General features: G+C 36.0%; 17 protein-coding genes, 1 pseudogene and 2 riboswitches. Of the genes and pseudogenes, 12 read left to right on the top strand and 6 right to left on the bottom strand.

The annotated features are described in order from the left end of the window. Window positions 1-103: 103 nt before the first annotated feature. Window positions 104-1,543: pseudogene (locus BK577_RS09260) on the bottom strand (vitamin B12-dependent ribonucleotide reductase); the annotation flags it as partial. Window positions 1,544-1,907: 364 nt separating this feature from the next. Then, the gene (locus BK577_RS09255; RefSeq protein ID WP_078432624.1) at window positions 1,908-2,744 is read right to left on the bottom strand and encodes a lipoate--protein ligase family protein; all 837 of its coding nucleotides are present in this window, start codon (window positions 2,742-2,744) and stop codon (window positions 1,908-1,910) included. A gap of 181 nt (window positions 2,745-2,925) precedes the next feature. Between BK577_RS09255 and BK577_RS09250 the strand changes: the two genes are divergently transcribed. Both BK577_RS09250 and BK577_RS09245 read left to right on the top strand, forming a co-directional pair. Further along, window positions 2,926-3,309 (top strand): rhodanese-like domain-containing protein, encoded by a 384-nt coding sequence (locus BK577_RS09250; RefSeq protein ID WP_245823457.1) that lies wholly within the window; start codon window positions 2,926-2,928, stop codon window positions 3,307-3,309. 200 nt (window positions 3,310-3,509) lie between these two features. Then, on the top strand, window positions 3,510-4,733 hold the full coding sequence (locus BK577_RS09245; protein WP_078432623.1) for a CNNM domain-containing protein: 1,224 nt from the start codon (window positions 3,510-3,512) through the stop codon (window positions 4,731-4,733). Between the two features lie 52 nt (window positions 4,734-4,785). Here the strand turns inward: BK577_RS09245 and BK577_RS09240 are convergent, their stop codons facing one another. After that, window positions 4,786-5,517 carry a MerR family transcriptional regulator gene (locus tag BK577_RS09240; RefSeq protein WP_078432622.1) on the bottom strand — a complete coding sequence of 244 codons (732 nt, stop codon included), beginning with the start codon at window positions 5,515-5,517 and terminating at the stop codon, window positions 4,786-4,788. 203 nt (window positions 5,518-5,720) lie between these two features. Here BK577_RS09240 and BK577_RS09235 point away from each other — a divergent pair, with 203 nt between their 5' ends. Further along, window positions 5,721-6,542, top strand: a complete 822-nt coding sequence (locus BK577_RS09235; RefSeq protein WP_078432621.1) for a methyl-accepting chemotaxis protein — start codon at window positions 5,721-5,723, stop codon at window positions 6,540-6,542. A gap of 55 nt (window positions 6,543-6,597) precedes the next feature. Here BK577_RS09235 and gcvPB read toward each other — a convergent pair whose 3' ends face one another. The 3 genes from gcvPB to gcvT are packed head-to-tail and all read right to left on the bottom strand — an operon-like array spanning window position 6,598 to window position 10,541. Further along, window positions 6,598-8,055, bottom strand: coding sequence for an aminomethyl-transferring glycine dehydrogenase subunit GcvPB (gcvPB, locus tag BK577_RS09230; protein WP_078432620.1), 1,458 nt, complete (start codon window positions 8,053-8,055; stop codon window positions 6,598-6,600). Continuing rightward, window positions 8,048-9,394 carry an aminomethyl-transferring glycine dehydrogenase subunit GcvPA gene (gcvPA, locus tag BK577_RS09225; RefSeq protein WP_078432619.1) on the bottom strand — a complete coding sequence of 449 codons (1,347 nt, stop codon included), beginning with the start codon at window positions 9,392-9,394 and terminating at the stop codon, window positions 8,048-8,050. Before gcvPA ends, gcvPB begins: the two co-directional genes overlap by 8 nt. A 46-nt stretch (window positions 9,395-9,440) precedes the next feature. After that, complete coding sequence (gene gcvT, locus BK577_RS09220; RefSeq protein WP_078432618.1) at window positions 9,441-10,541, bottom strand: glycine cleavage system aminomethyltransferase GcvT; 1,101 nt, start codon at window positions 10,539-10,541, stop codon at window positions 9,441-9,443. A 203-nt stretch (window positions 10,542-10,744) separates the two neighbouring features. Next, a riboswitch (glycine riboswitch) is annotated at window positions 10,745-10,834 on the bottom strand. 320 nt (window positions 10,835-11,154) lie between these two features. Between gcvT and BK577_RS09215 the strand changes: the two genes are divergently transcribed. The 9 genes from BK577_RS09215 to BK577_RS09175 all read left to right on the top strand — a co-directional run bounded on the left by BK577_RS09215 (window position 11,155) and on the right by BK577_RS09175 (window position 18,521). Beyond that, the gene (locus tag BK577_RS09215; protein ID WP_078432617.1) at window positions 11,155-12,840 is read left to right on the top strand and encodes a DEAD/DEAH box helicase; all 1,686 of its coding nucleotides are present in this window, start codon (window positions 11,155-11,157) and stop codon (window positions 12,838-12,840) included. A 15-nt stretch (window positions 12,841-12,855) separates the two neighbouring features. Then, the gene (locus tag BK577_RS09210; protein ID WP_078432616.1) at window positions 12,856-13,656 is read left to right on the top strand and encodes a YqhG family protein; all 801 of its coding nucleotides are present in this window, start codon (window positions 12,856-12,858) and stop codon (window positions 13,654-13,656) included. Between the two features lie 321 nt (window positions 13,657-13,977). Beyond that, a riboswitch (cyclic di-GMP riboswitch) is annotated at window positions 13,978-14,062 on the top strand. 33 nt (window positions 14,063-14,095) lie between these two features. Next, the gene (locus BK577_RS09205; protein WP_078432615.1) at window positions 14,096-14,248 is read left to right on the top strand and encodes an anti-repressor SinI family protein; all 153 of its coding nucleotides are present in this window, start codon (window positions 14,096-14,098) and stop codon (window positions 14,246-14,248) included. 98 nt (window positions 14,249-14,346) lie between these two features. Continuing rightward, the gene (locus BK577_RS09200) at window positions 14,347-14,682 is read left to right on the top strand and encodes a helix-turn-helix domain-containing protein (protein ID WP_026558808.1); all 336 of its coding nucleotides are present in this window, start codon (window positions 14,347-14,349) and stop codon (window positions 14,680-14,682) included. A 249-nt stretch (window positions 14,683-14,931) separates the two neighbouring features. Then, the gene (locus BK577_RS09195; protein WP_078432614.1) at window positions 14,932-15,138 is read left to right on the top strand and encodes a hypothetical protein; all 207 of its coding nucleotides are present in this window, start codon (window positions 14,932-14,934) and stop codon (window positions 15,136-15,138) included. 57 nt (window positions 15,139-15,195) lie between these two features. Further along, window positions 15,196-15,978 (top strand): hypothetical protein, encoded by a 783-nt coding sequence (locus BK577_RS09190; RefSeq protein WP_078432613.1) that lies wholly within the window; start codon window positions 15,196-15,198, stop codon window positions 15,976-15,978. After that, a complete protein-coding gene (locus BK577_RS09185; protein ID WP_078432612.1) occupies window positions 15,978-16,244 on the top strand; it encodes a PqqD family protein in 267 nt (88 codons plus the stop codon). Before BK577_RS09190 ends, BK577_RS09185 begins: the two co-directional genes overlap by 1 nt. Beyond that, on the top strand, window positions 16,234-16,710 hold the full coding sequence (locus BK577_RS09180; protein ID WP_078432611.1) for a signal peptidase I: 477 nt from the start codon (window positions 16,234-16,236) through the stop codon (window positions 16,708-16,710). Before BK577_RS09185 ends, BK577_RS09180 begins: the two co-directional genes overlap by 11 nt. Further along, entirely contained in the window at window positions 16,707-18,521 is a 1,815-nt protein-coding gene (locus BK577_RS09175) for an ABC transporter ATP-binding protein (protein ID WP_078432610.1), read from the top strand. The genes BK577_RS09180 and BK577_RS09175 overlap by 4 nt, the downstream gene beginning before the upstream one ends. Window positions 18,522-18,527: the final 6 nt, after the last annotated feature.

The raw sequence follows: 18,527 nt of genomic DNA, 5'->3' as shown, positions 1-18,527 counted from the left end.
TGCCCCTGGTATGTTCGTTACTCCATACCTTCGGTTCGGATTAGCATCTCAGCCTTCCCGCTTTATTCCGCAGTTTTTTACGTGAGGCAAACTAAGCCACTTTACCACACGGATTTGTTGCTACGACCTGTTGACCATATGCTTTAGCATTTGTCATGTCGTTTGCATTATCAATAAAGAAAATTCCCGGCTCTGCTGAATATGTTGCACAGATATTGACCAGGTTCCAAAGCTCTTTTGCTTTAATTTTACGGTACGTACGTACTTTATAGCCTTGCTTCTTCCATTCACGTACATCTCCAACCTTGTGCCAGTTTTCATTGTATTCAGTCATTTCCTTTTCATTATAGCTTTCTACATCAGGGAAACGAAGTTCATATTCAGCATCTTTTTCTACTGCATCCATAAAGTCTTTTGTTAACGTAACAGAAATATTCGCACCTGTTAAGAACTCAGAGTTGTGAACACTGTAAGTACCGCCAGTACGCAGCTTTAATTCAGCATCTTTTATAATTTTTTCACTAAATCCACCTGTTCCTGGAATTTGTTTGTAGTTAACTATTCCTTGGTACATATCAATTTCCTGTTGTGTAAGTGGTGTGAACTTTAATTTATCCTGTGCATATTTTTTAATCGCTTCATCATTGGTGTTTTCAATAAGGAAACGTAGAATTCTAGGATTTTGCATTTTTGAAATAATGAACTCAATAATATCCGGATGCCAGTCGGCCAGCATGATCATTTGCGCTCCGCGTCTTGAGCCACCTTGTTCAACTAGATGTGTTAGCTTCGCAATATCATCCAACCATGATACAGAGCCTGATGATTTTCCGTTTACACCTTTTGCTAATGTATTACGAGGGCGTAATGTTGACCCGTTCGTTCCTACACCGCCACCGCGACTCATGATCTCCATTACCTGTTTACGATGCTCAGAGATCCCTTCGCGTGAATCCTTCACAAATGGCATAACATAGCAGTTAAAATAAGTTACTTCTGTTCCAGCACCTGCACCATATAAAACACGTCCTGCCGGAATAAAGTTTAAGTTAACAAGCTCTTGATAAAACTTTTCGAACCATTCTAGACGTTTTTCTTCTGTTTTCTCAACCGATGCTAATCCTGTTGCATTACGTTTCGCGATTTGTTCGTAAAAGATTTCAAGTGGTTTTTCAATGACATCTAACGAGCGTTTTACGATCCCTGTCTCCACTTCCTCAGGTTTATCTAATGAGTGTCTATATTCTTCATCAACTAGGACATTTGCTGTTTTTGCTTCCCAATCAATACTCTTGATAAACCCTAGCCCTCTTGCCGGGAATTTAGGGTCTTCCTTGATCGTTAAAACAACAAAGTCTCCTTCAGATAACGTAATTTTTTCTGTGTCTTTAAATGTATAACGATCAAGCATAACAAGTCTCGAAACACCCTTATGTGTTAATTTCATATCGTTAGTAATAGGATGAACCTGCGGAAATGCAGAAATATCTTTGTTAAGCTTCTCCACATCAACGCTCATCTTTTGCTCAGTAACAACTGTCATTGTAACAACTCCTCTATCTATCTTTCTTGTAAATCTCCTGATTTAATTTATCATATACAACCCCACAATTCAATATATAGTGTTTACTTTTTAACGAATAATACTATATATAGTTTTAAGGTCAACTATTTCTCTTTTTGTCAAATGGATAACTTATTAAAAAAAGAAGCTTTAAAGAGATTTATGATGGTTTTGACTCGTAAAAGGGGGATTTTGAAGAATTTTGTCACTTGCATCTATTTGAATGTATTAAAAACCTTTGAAATCAACGTTTTTAAATTAAATAGATAAAAAATTTCTTTCGTCAAATTTCTACAAATATACCATGCTAGATGAAAATAGACGTAATCCTAAGATCACGTCTCTATCTTTTGAAATTCCATTCATCACTTTCATATTTATTTTTCGCAAGTTGATTTACATACTCTAGTTCTTCACCTGTTAACTTATAAGGCTCAAGGTCAATATCTAGACCTTTTTCAAAACCTTCCTTAAAAGCTTTTTTTGCTTCATCAATTGTAACCGGCTCTTTTCTAAGACTATTCGTTGCAACGGCCTTGTTTTTAAATGCCCTTTGCATTCTTTCTTTTACACGATCGTTTGGATATTTAAATAAATCAAAAAGCATATCCTCATCTAGATCTAGTAAAATTGATCCGTGTTGTAAGATAACTCCTTTTTGTCGGGTTTGTGCACTACCTGCAACTTTACGCCCTTCAACAACAAGCTCATACCAGGAAGGAGCATCAAAGCAAACAGCTGACCTAGGTGATTTAAGACCTGCTTTTTCTTCATCAGTACGAGGAATAGCGAAGTATGCTTCAAGACCGAGATTTTTAAACCCCTCTAAAACTCCTTCTGAAATCACCCGATAAGCCTCTGTTACTGTCTTGGGCATTTCAGGGTGTTCCTCTGATACAATGACACTGTATGTAAGTTCTTGATCATGAAGAACTCCTCTGCCCCCTGTAGGTCTCCTAACGAAGCCTAAACCATATCTTTTCACCGCTTCTAAATCTATTTCTTTTTCAACTTTTTGAAAGTAACCAATTGAAAGTGTTGCTGGATTCCAGCCATAAAATCGAATGGTAGGTGGAATCTTGCCTTCGCTATGCCATTCTAAAAGTGCTTCATCCAATGCCATATTAAATGCTGGAGAGCAGTTTCCAGAATCAATATATCTCCATAATTCTTTCGCCATGTTGTAACCCTCTTTGTTATTTTTTTTACATCCTAAGTCTAGCAGAAGTTTATTTGGAAGAAAATAATAATGCATACAACCTGATGACAATTTTCATAAGCTCTTATATAATAATAGAAGTCTGTATATGAGTTCTTATGAGCTTACAATGAAATAACCTATAAAAAAGGGGTCGAGAATATTGACAACATCAACCATTTTACTAATCATCGTAGCAGTTGCCCTGATTGCCTACATTACGTTTAATTTTTTCTATCAACGAAAAATTATGAAGCAACTTACAGAAGAAGATTTTCGTGCTGGCTATCGTAAAGCACAATTAATCGATGTTCGTGAACCGAATGAATTTGAAGGTGGACATATTTTAGGAGCTAGAAATATTCCGCTTTCTCAGTTACGTCAACGCTACAAAGAAATCCGTCCTGACCAACCGGTTTACTTCTATTGCCAAAATACGGTACGAAGCGGCCGAGCTGCACAAATGTTAAAGCGAAAAGGCTATAATAACCTCCATTGTCTAAAAGGCGGTTTTAAAGGCTGGACAGGAAAAGTAAAGAAAAAATAACTAAATAATTTATACAGGAAGCAACTACAACCTCATCTTCTTACATGTGGGTGAAATTGGGAGTTGCTTTTTCCTTTTCATGAGTTCTTTTTTCTGTTCAAAATTTATAACATGTATCACATTTATCGACTTCAAAACCAAAAATAAGGTAAGATAAGAGATAGAAATAAAAATGAATTAGTTGTTGGAGGAATTAAGTCTTGATTATTGCCATAGTGTTTTTTCTATTGATGTCGTTTTTCTTATCCGGCAGTGAAACAGCACTTACTGCTGTAAACAAAATGAAATTAAAATCAAAAGCGGAAAACAATGATAAGAAATCACAAAAATTACTGAATTTTGTCTCAAAACCTGATGAAATTATCACAGGTATCTTAATTGGAAACAACATAGCCAACATCATGTTGCCAACTCTTGTTACAGTCATTGCAATTGAATATGGTATTAGTGTAGGTGTTGCTACAGGGATCTTAACGGTTGTCCTGATTATTTTTGCTGAAGTTTTACCAAAGTCTATCGCTGCCACTTTTGCAGACAAGATAGCATATATGGTTTTCCCGGTCATTCGTATCATCATTTTCATTTTAAAACCATTGATTTTTCTCCTATCAAGATTCACAAGAATGGTAATTAATATCCTCTCAAAAGAAGAAGGCAAAACCGCTTCAATTTCAAGAGAAGAACTGATTACAATGGTAAATATCGCTACATCTGAAGGAATCCTGCAAACAGATGAAACGAAACGGATTAAGGGTGCAATCGATTTTTATGATCTGGATGTTCGTGACGCACTAAAAGTACCAAGAACCGAAATTCAAGGGATTGCATCAGGTTCTACCTATGAAGAAACGAGAGATATTGTATTAGAAGGTCGTCACACACGCTATCCGGTATATAAGGAAAGCATGGATGAAATCATCGGCGTTCTGCATGCTAAATCATTGTTAAACTGGTCTTTAGAGCCACATAAAAAACTGGAAGATTTTATGGATGATGATCCGCTCTTTGTTTTTGAATTTCACTCAATCGAAACCGTATTCAAATTAATGTTAAAAAAGCAAAGACACTTAGCCATTGTTCTCGATGAATATGGAGGAACAAAAGGGATTATAAGCCATGAGGACATAATTGAGGCGATGATTGGTCAAGAAATAAAAGATGAAACAGATCAGGATGAAGAGATCCTAATTGAAGAAATAACAGAAGATCATATTATATGTAATGGAAAACTGGCATTAAGACGTTTAAATGAAGTTTTCAAAACGAAGATCCCTGAGCAGGAGGACATTGTGTCAGGATTTCTTCTGAAAGAATTAGGACGTTTCCCTGATGAAGGGGAATCCCACGATTACGAGAATCTGCACTTTATTATCATGAATGTTGAAGACAATAAGCTAAAACGAATTAAAATCGAGAAAAAATAGAAATGCCTGAACATACATAAAAAAGGTCGCGATTTAAAGCGACCCTTTTCATTTATCTGGCAAAGCTTAATATTTGTTTTAAAAATCCAAATCCCGATTTATCTTGCTTCATTTTTTCTTGCTTGTATTGATGCTCTCTTACAAATGCCAAGAATCGCTCTTCACGCTCATCTGTTTTTCGTTGTGCTATTTCTCTTTCCTGATGAACTTCTTCTTTAAAAGACTCCCTTTCCGCCTCAGCTGTCACTTCTAAACTTGTAATCATGTCTTGGAGATCTGAAAACTCAATCCGTGCTACCTCTGTTTGCAATTTAGCTGTTTCACTTATTTTCTCTGAAACGGATGAAATCACATTTTTCTCAAGCAAATCAAGTCGTTCCTCCATTTGGAAGGCAGACTGAACTTGTTTGGATTCAATAAATGAAGTAATTTTTGACAGAGTTGCTTTCAGCTCAGCAACTTCTGCCTGATCCAGGCTTTCTTGAACTGGTGAACTTACGGATTGCTGCTGCAGAAGTTGTTTAATCGTCTCATTATCTAAATTTCTATCTTTATACGCTTTAATTTTTTGAAGAAATTCAATGTTCTCTCCAGTAAATAGCCGCATATTTCTTTCATCTCTTTTTATGGTGATAAGCTCACAAAAATCATCCTCCCACTGCTTTAACACAAATACTTTTTCGCCGATTAATGCGGCCGCTTTTGAAATCGTTATATATTTTGCTGCCAATCTGAACACCAACCTTTGTCTATTTTTCTTAATACTACTAGTTCTACTAATCATGTACTCAATTCCTCCCTCTCGACAAAGGTTCTAAAAAGTAGTCATAATGTTTGCAGATTAACATTATTTCGGCATGAATTGTATGTTTAAGACAATGTACGACCGCCAAATAACTAACTGTGAGTTTTGTTTAAGAAGAAAGTTACTATAAAATAGGGTATTATGTATGATGTAGAAGATTACAATGAATGGAGTAATATCAAATGATCAACAAAATAGATTCTTTAGAAAGCTTAATTAAATTAATCCCCGTTATAAAAGCAGCCGTTCCAGCTGATTTATCCATAGCAGTTTGTGATTTAGAGCAATTCCTTTCTTATCATCCAGGAGAACAAATCAACCTCAATATTAAGGGCGGACAAAAAATAAATCCTGAAGAACCACTGTCTATCGCTATCCGCGAAAAGAAGCGATTACAAGCCGATGTTCCTGCTGAGTTCTATGGTTTTGAATTTACAGGTACAGCTCTCCCCCTTTTTGATGTTAATAATAACGTTATTGGAGGAATTGCAGTCCAAATTCGAAAGCAAACAGAATTAAAGAATATAGCTGAACAAATCGCACAAGCACTTTCTGAAGCGAACGATCAAATTAAAACTGTTGCTGAAGGTTCCCATACACTAGCGAAGTATATACAAGAGCTTATTATTCAATCCGCACAAGCTGGAGATAATGTAAAAGAAACTGATGTCGTATTAGCCATGATTAAGAAGGTTGCCGATCAAACAAATCTGCTTGGGCTAAATGCAGCAATAGAAGCAGCACGTGCAGGTGAAAAAGGAAAAGGATTTGAAGTTGTAGCAAATGAAATCAGAAAGTTTTCCAGAGAAACTGTTTCTTCTACCCAAAAGGTCAATGAAATTACCGGACAAATTCAAAAAGTTACAAAGCAAATGGCAAACTCAATTAAGGAAATGGATCAGATCGGAAGTAATCAAGCAACATCCATGCAGCAAATTTCCAAATCAGTAATGGAGATTGAACAACTCTCGAAACGTCTGAATGAATATGCGCATAAATTATAATGTCCTGAAAAACATTACGAAAAATGACCTACATACAAGTAGGTCATTTTCACATTTATCGCTGAAATTTTAAAATCGGCTTTCTTGCTGCTGTTGTTTCATCCAGTCTTTTTACGACAGTTGTATGTGGTGCTTCTTGCACAACTTCTGGTGTTTCTTCTGCTTCTTTTGCGATCTGAATCATTGCATCAACAAATGCATCAAGTGTTTCCTTTGATTCTGTTTCGGTTGGTTCGATCATGATACATTCCTCAACATTTAACGGGAAATAAATCGTTGGAGGATGGTAACCAAAGTCGAGTAATCTCTTCGCAATATCAAGTGTACGAACACCTAATTTCTTCTGACGTCTACCTGATAAAACAAACTCATGTTTACAATGCTGATCAAATGGAAGGTCATAATATGGTGCTAGACGGCGCATCATATAGTTCGCATTTAACACAGCATATTCTGTTACAGCCTTTAAGCCGTCAGGGCCCATTGTACGGATGTACGTATATGCTCGGACATTGATCCCGAAGTTCCCGTAGAATGGCTTCACACGACCTATCGAATCAGGTCGGTTGTAATCAAAATGATATCCTTCTTCTGTCTTTATTAATACCGGCTTCGGTAAGTACGGGATTAAATCAGATTTTACACCAACCGGACCAGAACCAGGACCACCGCCACCGTGAGGACCAGTAAATGTTTTATGAAGATTAAGGTGAACAACATCAAATCCCATATCTCCCGGTCTTGCTTTACTTAAAACAGCATTTAAGTTAGCTCCATCGTAATAAAGCTTACCGCCGGCATCATGAACAATTTGAGCCATTTCTAAAATATGTGCTTCAAATAATCCCAACGTATTTGGGTTTGTTAACATTAATGCAGCCGTCTGATCATCTACTACACGACGTAAATCCTCCAAATCCACTAATCCATTTTCATCTGACTTAACTGTAATTGTTTCAAAACCAGCTACCGTAGCAGATGCTGGATTTGTACCATGTGCTGAGTCAGGAACAATGACCTTTGTTCTTTTCGTATCATTGTTTGCTTCATGAAAGGCACGGATCATCATAAGACCAGTCCACTCCCCATGTGCACCTGCCGCAGGTTGAAGAGTAACTTCGTCCATTCCCGTAATTTCTTTTAAATGCTCCTGCAGGTCAAATAGCAACTCCATTGCTCCCTGTACTGTTGACTCGTCCTGTAGAGGGTGGATATGTGCAAGACCTGCAATTCGCGCAACATTTTCATTGATTTTCGGGTTATACTTCATCGTGCATGAACCTAATGGGTAAAAACCGGAATCAACTCCATGGTTTCGCTTCGATAAAGCTGTGTAATGTCTCATAATATCCAGCTCTGACACTTCAGGGAGCAATGCCTCTTCTGTACGAATATAATCAGCAGGAATTAGTTCATCTAACGACAATTCATCGACTTCAAGCTCTGGTAAGCTATACCCAATACGTCCTTCTTTGCTTAATTCAAAGATTAATGCTTGATCTTGATTACTCATTGTCATCCCCCAATTCCTTCACAAGTGTGTCGATTTCGTCCTTTGTTCTCAGCTCTGTCACCGCAATCAGCATATGATTTTCAAGTTCAGGATCGACTTTCCCTAAATCAAATCCACCGATAATACCTTTTTCCAAAAGGTGCTTATTAACCTCAACAATAGGTTTAGCCAGCTTAACTACAAACTCATTAAATATAGGTTGATCAAATGGAATTTCTAAACCAGCCTTTATACAAGCTCTTTTTGCATAGTTGGCTTTTTGGATATTTTGAATCGCCATTTCCTTAACACCCTTTTTCCCTAAAGCTGTCATAGCTACAGAGGCAGCAAGAGCATTTAATGCTTGATTTGAGCAAATATTAGAAGTCGCTTTATCTCGTCGAATATGCTGTTCACGTGCTTGAAGTGTTAAAACAAACCCGCGTTTTCCGTTTTCATCTGTTGTTTGACCAACAAGTCTGCCTGGAACTTTACGTAGTAATTTAGTTGTTACAGCAAAATAACCGCAATGTGGTCCTCCAAATGCTGTAGGAATTCCAAATGGTTGCGCATCACCTGCAACAATATCAGCACCAAACGCTCCCGGAGGCGTTAATGCACCTAAAGCAAGAGGGTTTGATGAAACAATAAACATACTTTTGCCAGTATGTGCAACCGGCTCAATCTCTTTTAATGGCTCAATAGAACCAAAAAAGTTTGGATATTGAACTAAAACCGCTGCTACATCCTCATCCATTTCTTGCTTTAATGCATCTATATCTGTTACACCGTTTTTTACAGGTATTTCGATCACTTCAATATATTGTCCTGCCGCATATGTCCTTACCACATCACGTGTTTCCGGATTAACAGCCTTCGAAATAAGGACTTTCTTCTTTTTGGTTTGTCCTGCTGCAAGCATTGCTGCTTCAGCCAATGCTGTTCCTCCATCATACATGGATGAGTTCGCCACATCCATTCCGGTTAGCTCACAAATCATCGTTTGAAATTCAAAGATTGCCTGTAGTTCACCTTGAGATATCTCAGGTTGATAAGGAGTATACGCCGTGTAAAATTCCGAGCGGGATATCACATGGTCAACAATTATCGGCATGTAATGATCGTAAACTCCTGCACCTAGGAATGAAGCGTTCTTGCGTAAATCTTTATTTTTTGCTGCAAGTTGTGATAATTCTTTAAGGAGCTCTGTTTCAGATTTTGCTTGTTTAATCTTATACTCTCCCTTAAAACGAACACTCTCAGGAATATCCTGAAACAGCTCATCAACTGATTGAACACCAATTGCATGAAGCATTTCCTGCTTGTCTTGATCTGTCATTGGTAGGTAACGATGATTCATAGCTAAAAATCTCCTCTCAGATTACATTCGGATATATAAAGCGTAATTATTTGGATCTTTTATAAAAAGGTGTGGCAATCACTTTAGCCTTTAAGCGTTTTTTTCTAATTTGAACTTCGATCTCCGTACCTAGTTGTGTAAATTCAGATTTTAGTAGAGCTAAACCAATATTCTTCTTTAAAGTCGGTGATTGAGTTCCTGTTGTGACAACACCTATTAATTCTTCACCGGCAAAGACCTCATAGCCATGGCGTGGAATCCCTTTTTCCACTAACTCAATTCCAACTAACTTACGAGCTGTTCCCTTTTCCTTTTGTTTCATTAAAGCTGCTTTTCCGTTAAACTCAGCTTCTTTGTTCGTTTTCACCGCAAATCCAATACCCGCTTCTATCGGAGTTATGTCTTTTGATAGTTCTTGTCCATATAATGGTAACGCTGCTTCAAATCGCAATGTATCTCTAGCACCAAGTCCACATGGTATAACTCCTTTACTTTTGCCTGCCTCAAGGATGTTTTTCCATAACGTCACAGCATCATTTGAATCACAATATAGCTCAAACCCATCCTCACCTGTGTAACCCGTTCTTGAAATTAGCACATCAACACCAGCAATTTTTATGCCATTCTTAAACTTAAAAAACTTGATCTCAGATAGGTCTGTATCAGTTAATATTTGGAGAACATCTTCAGCCACTGGTCCTTGCAGAGCAAGTAGTGCATATTCTTCCGATTTGTTTTCGATTGAGATATTTCCATTCTTATTGGATAGTAGCCACTCAAGATCTTTTTCGATGTTCGAAGCATTAATCACTAGTAAATAATCATTTTCCGCTCTTTTATAGATAAGTAAATCATCCACTGTTCCGCCATCTTCATAGCACATAGCTGTATATTGAGCGCCGCCAGACTTAAGTAGTGACACATCATTTGTGACAACCTTTTGTAAAAAAGCTAAACTATCTTCACCTCGAACCTCGACCTCACCCATATGTGATACGTCGAATAACCCTGCTTTTGTTCGAACTGCTTCATGTTCATCCTTAATAGAAGTAAATTGAACAGGTAAATCCCAGCCTCCAAAATCAATTATCTTGGCACCATGCTCCTTATAAAGATCGAATAAAGGTGTTCGATGTAGTTCTGACATGTGGACTACTCCTTCCGTTTTTAAAAAATGGCATCAAAAAAAGGACATAGCACTCCCAATTACAAATGGAAGTCTCTGTCCTTTTCACCTGAAAGTTTACCTTATGCATGCTGATAGATGTCTTGTAAAAAGACATCTACCACCTCATATGGCTTTCCCCTTTGGTAGTTTACATGAACTCATGCAAACACTCTCCAGAGTCGCGTCAAATAAGAGTCTTTTTGCCTGAGAGATTCACAATTGTTTGCTCCTTCGGCGCTATACTTAGCTATAGTCTCTCCCCTTATTCTCATCCGCACATATTTTGTTTTTGTGTTGGTTATACTACTAAAACCTGAATTATGACATTTGACATTTTAAACATTTGCATTTCATATCGAAATGAAAGCGTTAAGCTGACTGAAAGATATGAAAATGATGAACTTTCTTACTAACATCCTACCATGTGATCAGCCTTTCGACAATCATTTTTTATCTTAACAATAAAAGTTTTTTGTGGTTAATCGTTCGGTTTTTATTAATTAAATTCTATTTTTATATTATTTTTCACACATTAAAGAAAAAATCGTGAACATTCTAAAAAAGTAATTATCACGAAAGGACTGTCTTTACAATGAATATAAAGACGAACTTCGATTCTTCATGGCAGAAGGGGTTTATGGAAAAATTAGATAATGATGGTCCGTGGTCAAATTGGGAGCTATATAAGCTTGCCTATGAAGTACAAAAAAACACACAAGTACCTTCATTTGAAGGCTTACAAGCTCCAAAACACTTGCCACACTTCACACCTCTTCCTCATCAATTGGAGGTAGCGCAAAGAGTAGTTGAAAACATGAATGGAAAAGCAATCCTTGCTGATGAAGTCGGATTAGGAAAAACAATTGAAGCAGGCCTCATTTTAAAAGAATATATGATTCGAGGACTGGTCAAAAAAGTACTCATTCTCGTCCCGGCATCACTTGTTTCACAATGGGCCCGTGAATTAAATGAAAAATTCTTTATACCTGCTGTAGAACAAAAGAAAAGCTATGTGTGGGAAGCATGTGATGTGGTTGTTTCGTCTATTGATACAGCCAAAAGAAGCCCACACCGAGACATTGTCTATAACCAGAACTATGATTTAGTCATTATTGATGAAGCACACAAGCTAAAAAATAATAAAACAAAAAACTATGAATTTGTTCAAAATTTAAAGAAGAAATATTGTTTACTATTAACAGCAACACCTGTTCAGAACAGAGTAGAAGAAATTTTTAACTTAGTATCTTTATTAAAGCCGGGTCATCTCGGAAACGAAGCTTATTTTTCAGATGTTTTTTCTGCGAAGGAACGTTCAATCGAAGACCACGAGCAATTACGCGAGCTCATTAATAAGGTTATGATTCGAAATCGACGCGGTGACACTGGTATTGATTGGCCAAAGCGTAATGTTGAAACAGTGCCAATTGAATTTTCTGAAACTGAACAACATCTTTATGACACTATCACTGCTCTAAAGTCATCTTCACAATATGCTGCAAACACCTTCTCCATCATGACCCTACAGCGAGAAGCCTGCAGTAGTCGTGAAGCTGTCTATATGACGCTAAAAAAAATGCTTGATCGGCCTGAAGAAGAGGAAACAGTACTCTCTAATGATGTGATCAAAGATATTATGATGGCCATTGACGGTGTTACTCAAAATTCGAAAGCTTTAAAGGTAGTAGAATTGATAAAGCAACTGGATGATAAAGTCATTATTTTCACCGAATACCGCGCAACTCAATTTTATTTACAATGGTTTCTTCAGCAGCATGGCATTACGTCTGTTCCTTTTCGTGGAGGCTTTAAAAGAGGAAAAAAAGATTGGATGAAGGAACTCTTTAAAAATCGTGTTCAGGTACTAATTGCAACAGAAGCCGGTGGTGAAGGAATCAACCTTCAATTTTGTCATAATATTATCAATTATGATTTACCATGGAACCCAATGCGATTAGAACAACGAATTGGCCGTATCCACCGTTTAGGACAAGAACAAGACGTTAACATATACAATATGGCAACTAAAAACACGGTTGAAGAACATATATTAACTCTTTTATACGACAAAATACATTTATTTGAAAAAGTCATAGGTGACCTTGATGAAATTCTCACTCGATTAGAAATAAAAAACTTTGAAGAACATATACAAGACATTATGTATCATTCAAAAAATGACAGAGAAATGAAAATTAAAATGGAGAATTTAACATCAATTCTTGATTATGCTCAAGCTTCACAAGAACAACGTAAAGCAGCAAGCGGAGATAAGTAGAAAGGCGGCTGAAGTATGCAACAAGCGCAAATTCATCACTTTTTAGAAAGTTTTTTCACATCCAACTCCTGTGAAGTTCTTGAAAACAAAGAAGGATATATAACCGTACAACTTACTATTGAAATGGATAAGCTGTTAATGAACAGACCTTTTTACTGGCATTACCTTGAAAAAACAAACGGGGTCCCAAACCCAATGAAGCTTACGCTCATCACAGACCAGAATCGCGCACCAAAAGACCTAAAAGGTGAGGTTATGCATTTTGGAGCCCCTCGTCTTCACCAAATTTTTCAATCAACAAAAGAGTTAGGAAGCTATATCAGACTTTTTGAGCACGTCAAACCACGTGGAGGAAATGTTCCCCTCCACCCTTGGATCGGAGTCAATATCATGGTTTCCTATCAATGTGATATGAAAAAAGATCAACTCTATTCCATCGGGTTACACTTAGTAAGTGGAGTGATAGTAGAAAAATTCCAAGAAAAACTTGAAAATTTAGAGTTAACACCAAAAATTCCAGACCTTTGCTTTACCATGACACCCCTCATAAAGCCGCAAAGCGGGTTAAAACGGATTGAACAATTCATTTTACAAGATATACACAATCATGATCATTCATGGGCAGACAAAGCGCGAGAAAGATGGAACAAAGATTTAGAACTATTAAATCATTTTTACGAAGATCTAGAAGAAAAACCCGAATGCTACGAAGTTGAAAAACAAGCATTACAAGAGTTGTATGAACCACAAATCCATATTTCCATTCAAAATGGCGGCATCTTTTATTTGACTCCTGAAGGAATTTTGAACTCCTAAGTAATGATACAAATTACTTAGGAGAAACACAAATGATGAAAATGGAATTTTCGTTCGACAAATTTTATTTTTATCATTTCTTAACTTTAATAATTTTTTGTAAATCTCATGTAGGAAAAACTTATAAAAACTATACTCCCCACTTACGTTTGTAAATTCATTGTAAAAATTACAGATAAATGAAAAAAATTTATTTCGTCGACAAAGTTCTGCAAACAATGATAACAATTCTCTTTTATAATAGACATTGTCAATAGTTAAATAGTTATACATAAATAAAGGACAATAGAAATATACTATTAACAATTGATGCCAACTTAATCAGTACAAAGGCAAACCTATTGAAAAGTAGGGACGCAAAGTCACGGGTCTTCAGGTTGACAACTAAGACGGCTGGGCTGCCTGAAATACAGATTAGTATTTTAGGAGGAAAAGGATAATGGGAATAATTGGAGAAATCACACACGATGGGCAGCTTGATCAAGAATGGGTTGAGCTTATACTAGAGGCACTCGAACTAGGAATCAGTGTAGAAGAGATTAAAGAGTTCTTATCCAAAAAGTCAGATGCCGTTTTAAAATCATCATTATAGTATTAAGTGAATGTAAATTTTTTTGTTTTCGTGTTCTGCATATAAAACAAACCCTTCTTTATATGTTATAATAGCTTCAATAAGGAAGGTGACTTGACGTGATTGGTCCGAGAATAAAAAAATATCGCACACAAAAAAATCTATCACTGTCTGAACTAGCAGAACGAGCAGGAGTCGCAAAATCCTACCTAAGTTCGATTGAGCGAAATCTCCAGTCAAATCCTTCTGTGCAATTTTTAGAAAAGGTCTCATCTGTTCTTGGTGTATCAGTAAACACTCTTCTAAATGAACAAAACGAAACCGATCCAGAAGAGCTCGATTTAGAATGGACAAAACTGGTACAGGATGCAATGAAATCCGGTGTGTCTAAGGAACAGTTTAAAGAGTTTTTGGAATTTAATAAATGGAGATTACAGAACGAGAATGATAAATAAAGCATAATCGGCGGCTTGATGGCTGCTGGTTGTGCTTTTTGTTTTTAATAGGATTCTTTATATTGAACAATCAGTCTCCTCTCCTTTATATTTTGTTTTTTTAATAGAAAATTTTGTCGAAAATTTAGACTTTCCTTTTGTTTTTTAGGTATATATAATGTTATTGAGAACAATAAAGAGAGAAATGAACTATATTAGTTTCTTTTTTTAACTCTTTTGTTCTTTATAGTGAATGAAAGAGGTGAATAAATGACTACAAAAACAGATAACGATCGTCCGTTGGTTTTAGAGCATCAGGCTATTCGGTTTGAAACTGCTCAGAGTTGGAATAAGGGACGAGGCAACCTTGATCATCCAGGTAAAGGTAATGGTGGGATTAACTATCCTAATGATCCTTATACAGGCCCACGTAATAACAATGGCGGAGGAAACGGCAAAGGAAAGGGAAACAAATAATAACTTTACTCGAGGTCAATTTCTATCTTGACCTCTCCAAAAAGGAGTACTTCTTGTATGTACAATCTACACTTGACTATTGGAGAACATCATTTCTTTATTAACACACCCTCTATTGGTATCAAAGAATTTTTTCGTCATAACTATTTAATACAAAATCGTAATAAAACATCATCAGATTTAACCATTTATATTGAAGACGGATACGGTTTACCCTTTGTAGATTATGATGTTTCAGTTATTAAAACCCATAATGAAATAAGTTATAAACGTGCAGATTACCTGATTAAACTCGATCATTCATATAAGAATGCATATCTTTTTATTCATGATGAACTAGCTCTTAAACATGCACTTATGAATCTATACAGTTCTTTCATTGTCCACCAAAATTGGGGACTTCTAATTCACTCTTCTTGTGCAATAAATAATGGGATGGCCCATATTTTTACCGGACATTCGGGAGCTGGCAAATCAACGGTTGCACGACTTTCCTATCCCCGAGAACTACTGGCAGATGAAGCAACAATTGTTAAGATTACTTCAAATGATGTGGTTACATACGATTCTCCGTTTAGGAGTGAATTAAATGGAGATTGCTTTCCAAGTCCATTTAAACTAAAAAGTATTCACCTATTAAATCAGTCCGTATCCAATAGTAGAGAAAGATTACCAAGAGGTGAAAGTTTGCTTCAACTAATGGATAAAGTTTTCTACTGGACAGAATCCTCATCAGAGGCCAGGAAAATATTTAAACTTCTTCATTCGTTAGTTAATCAAGTTCCTGTATATGACCTCTATTTTCAAAAAAACAACACCTTTTGGGAGATGATTTCTTAATGCAACAATATATAAAAAAAGATGATTTTGAAACTGTTCAGCTTGATCAAGAATGGATCATTATGAACACAAATCAATTTACAGTAACGAAATTAAATGATATAGGCGGATTTTGCTGGTCTCTACTTGAAAGCCCTCAGTCCACTGAAGCACTTACCAAAAGTGTAAAAGTACAGTTTAATTTAGATAATATAAATCTTTCTAATCATATAGAAGTTTTTCTTCGTGAACTAATGGATTTTGGATTGATTCAACATGCAGTTTAATCAAGGTACAGTTGAGTTATTAATACGAACTATAAACAAGTACGGGTGGATGGACCTTCCTTCATATGGAATTAGTATGTACCCCTACATAAAAAAGGGAAACATATGTCGATTTGTTCAATTTGATGAAATGAATGTAAAAAAAGGAGATGTCTTACTATATCATGCCAGCTCTGGTCAATTAATAGCTCATCGTTTACTAGCTGTCCAAAAAACAGACACTTGTCAAAAGCAATTTATCCTTAAAGGTGATACAAACCTTATTACAGATGATCCTATTAACAAAACTCAAATAATCGGTAAGCTCGCCACCATAGAAAATACAAAAAGAAAGAGATATGTAAGTGATCTTTCCTCTATCATGTGGAGCTATATTATGCTTTCATTCCCTATTGTTTCCAAACTACTAAGATACTTTCTTTCTATAGTTCTCATAAATAAAAAAAGTTCAGGAGCCTCACTATGATAACTGCAAAATTATTATCAGTTATTAGAGAAATAGACTTAAAAGGAATCCGGAAAACCTTCCAACTACTAGGCCCTTTTATTCTTTCAAGCTGGAAGTCATATACAGGACTAATTTTTATTTTATTCATTGATATCTTTTTAACAATCGGCTTCGCCTGGTTCTTCGGGACAATTACAGATGCTGCTGTGTCAGGACAATTTGAAAAAATTAAATCATTACTTCTTATTGTCATATTACTAGTAGCGATCGGGCAATTAGTTACCTTCTTTAACACATATTTAGAATCTTATGTAACTAGTAAAATAAAAAGGGATTTAAAGGAACACGTTCTAAAGCAAATTATGTTATTACCACCAGATAAGCTCTCAAAATTTCGTACTGGTGATCTAATGACTCATTTTACAAATGACATTAATTGCATTGATGGGGTGATAGGCAGCAATCTTATTTACCTTATTCAATTACCTTTAATTTCTATAGCTGTTTTTATTTATATGCTCCAAATAAATTGGCAATTATCAGTACTTAGCCTTCTAATCATACCCATTGCAGTAGTCACAGGTGGTATCTTCGGTATTCTTATTAGAAACAATAGTAGGAAAATTTATAATAAGATTGGTGATATGAATAGCCTATTGAACGACACGTTTCAAGGGTTTTCAATCATACGAACTTTTCTCGTTGAACAATTTTTTATAAGAAAGTTTAATCAACAAAACCACTCCTTTTTTGCCTTAGAAATGAAAAATGCAAAACTGCGTGGTACCTTTTATGTTGTTGGAGGACTAATATCTTCACTTTCTTACATTATAAGCCTTTGTTTAGGTGCTTTTTTTGTTTCTAATGGACAAATCACAGTAGGTTCGTTGTTAACTTTTGTTACTCTCATGCAGCATTTAATAAGTCCATTAACAGGGCTAGCTGGAATTTGGGGAAGTTTTCAAAGTTCGGCATCAGCCGTTGAAAGAATATCAACTGTGCTAGATATCCCATTAAAGGATAATGAACTTCCTACATATAAAAAGTCAGTAAAAGTACTTACATCGATCCAATTTCATAATGTTTCATTTGCCTATGAACCCGAAACAATCATTTTTGATTCCTTAAACCTTACAATTCAAACAGGTAAGGTAATCGCATTTGTCGGTCCTAGCGGTGCCGGAAAAACAACATTATTTCACCTTATACAAGGATTTTATATACCTCAATCAGGACAAATTTTAATGGATGATACACCACTTGCTCAACTTACACTATCTGAATTAAGAAGTACGTTTGCTCTAGTAGCACAAGAAACTTTCCTTTTTGGAGGTACAATTAAAGATAACTTATTACTAGCGCGCCCTAATATAACAGAATTAGAGATGATTAGTGCAGCAACCCATGCAAATATTCATGAATTTATCATGTCTTTACCCGACCAATATGACACAGAAATTGGTGAACGAGGTGTTCGACTTTCAGGTGGTCAAAAACAAAGAATCGCTATTGCCAGGGCAATATTAAAGGATGCTCCTATTCTTTTGTTAGATGAGGCTACCTCCGCATTGGATAGTGAGTCAGAACACCTCGTAAAAACAGCATTAGACCGGATAATGAAGAAAAAAACAACTTTAGTTATTGCACATCGATTATCGACCATCCAACATGCTGATGTCATTGTTGTATTGGATGAAGGTAGAATTGTTCAAATAGGTAATCATGACGAATTAATGCGACAACCAGGTTTATATAGAAAATTAACAGTTACTCAATCTTTAAATCAAGAAAACTTTGAGGAAAATAGTGCAAAATTGTTGTCATTATGAGGTGTA

Source organism: Metabacillus halosaccharovorans, assembly GCF_002019635.1.
Taxonomy (GTDB): domain Bacteria; phylum Bacillota; class Bacilli; order Bacillales; family Bacillaceae; genus Metabacillus; species Metabacillus halosaccharovorans.
The sequence above is the reverse complement of the archived record's forward strand: the minus strand, read 5'-3'. Positions and strand labels throughout refer to the sequence as shown.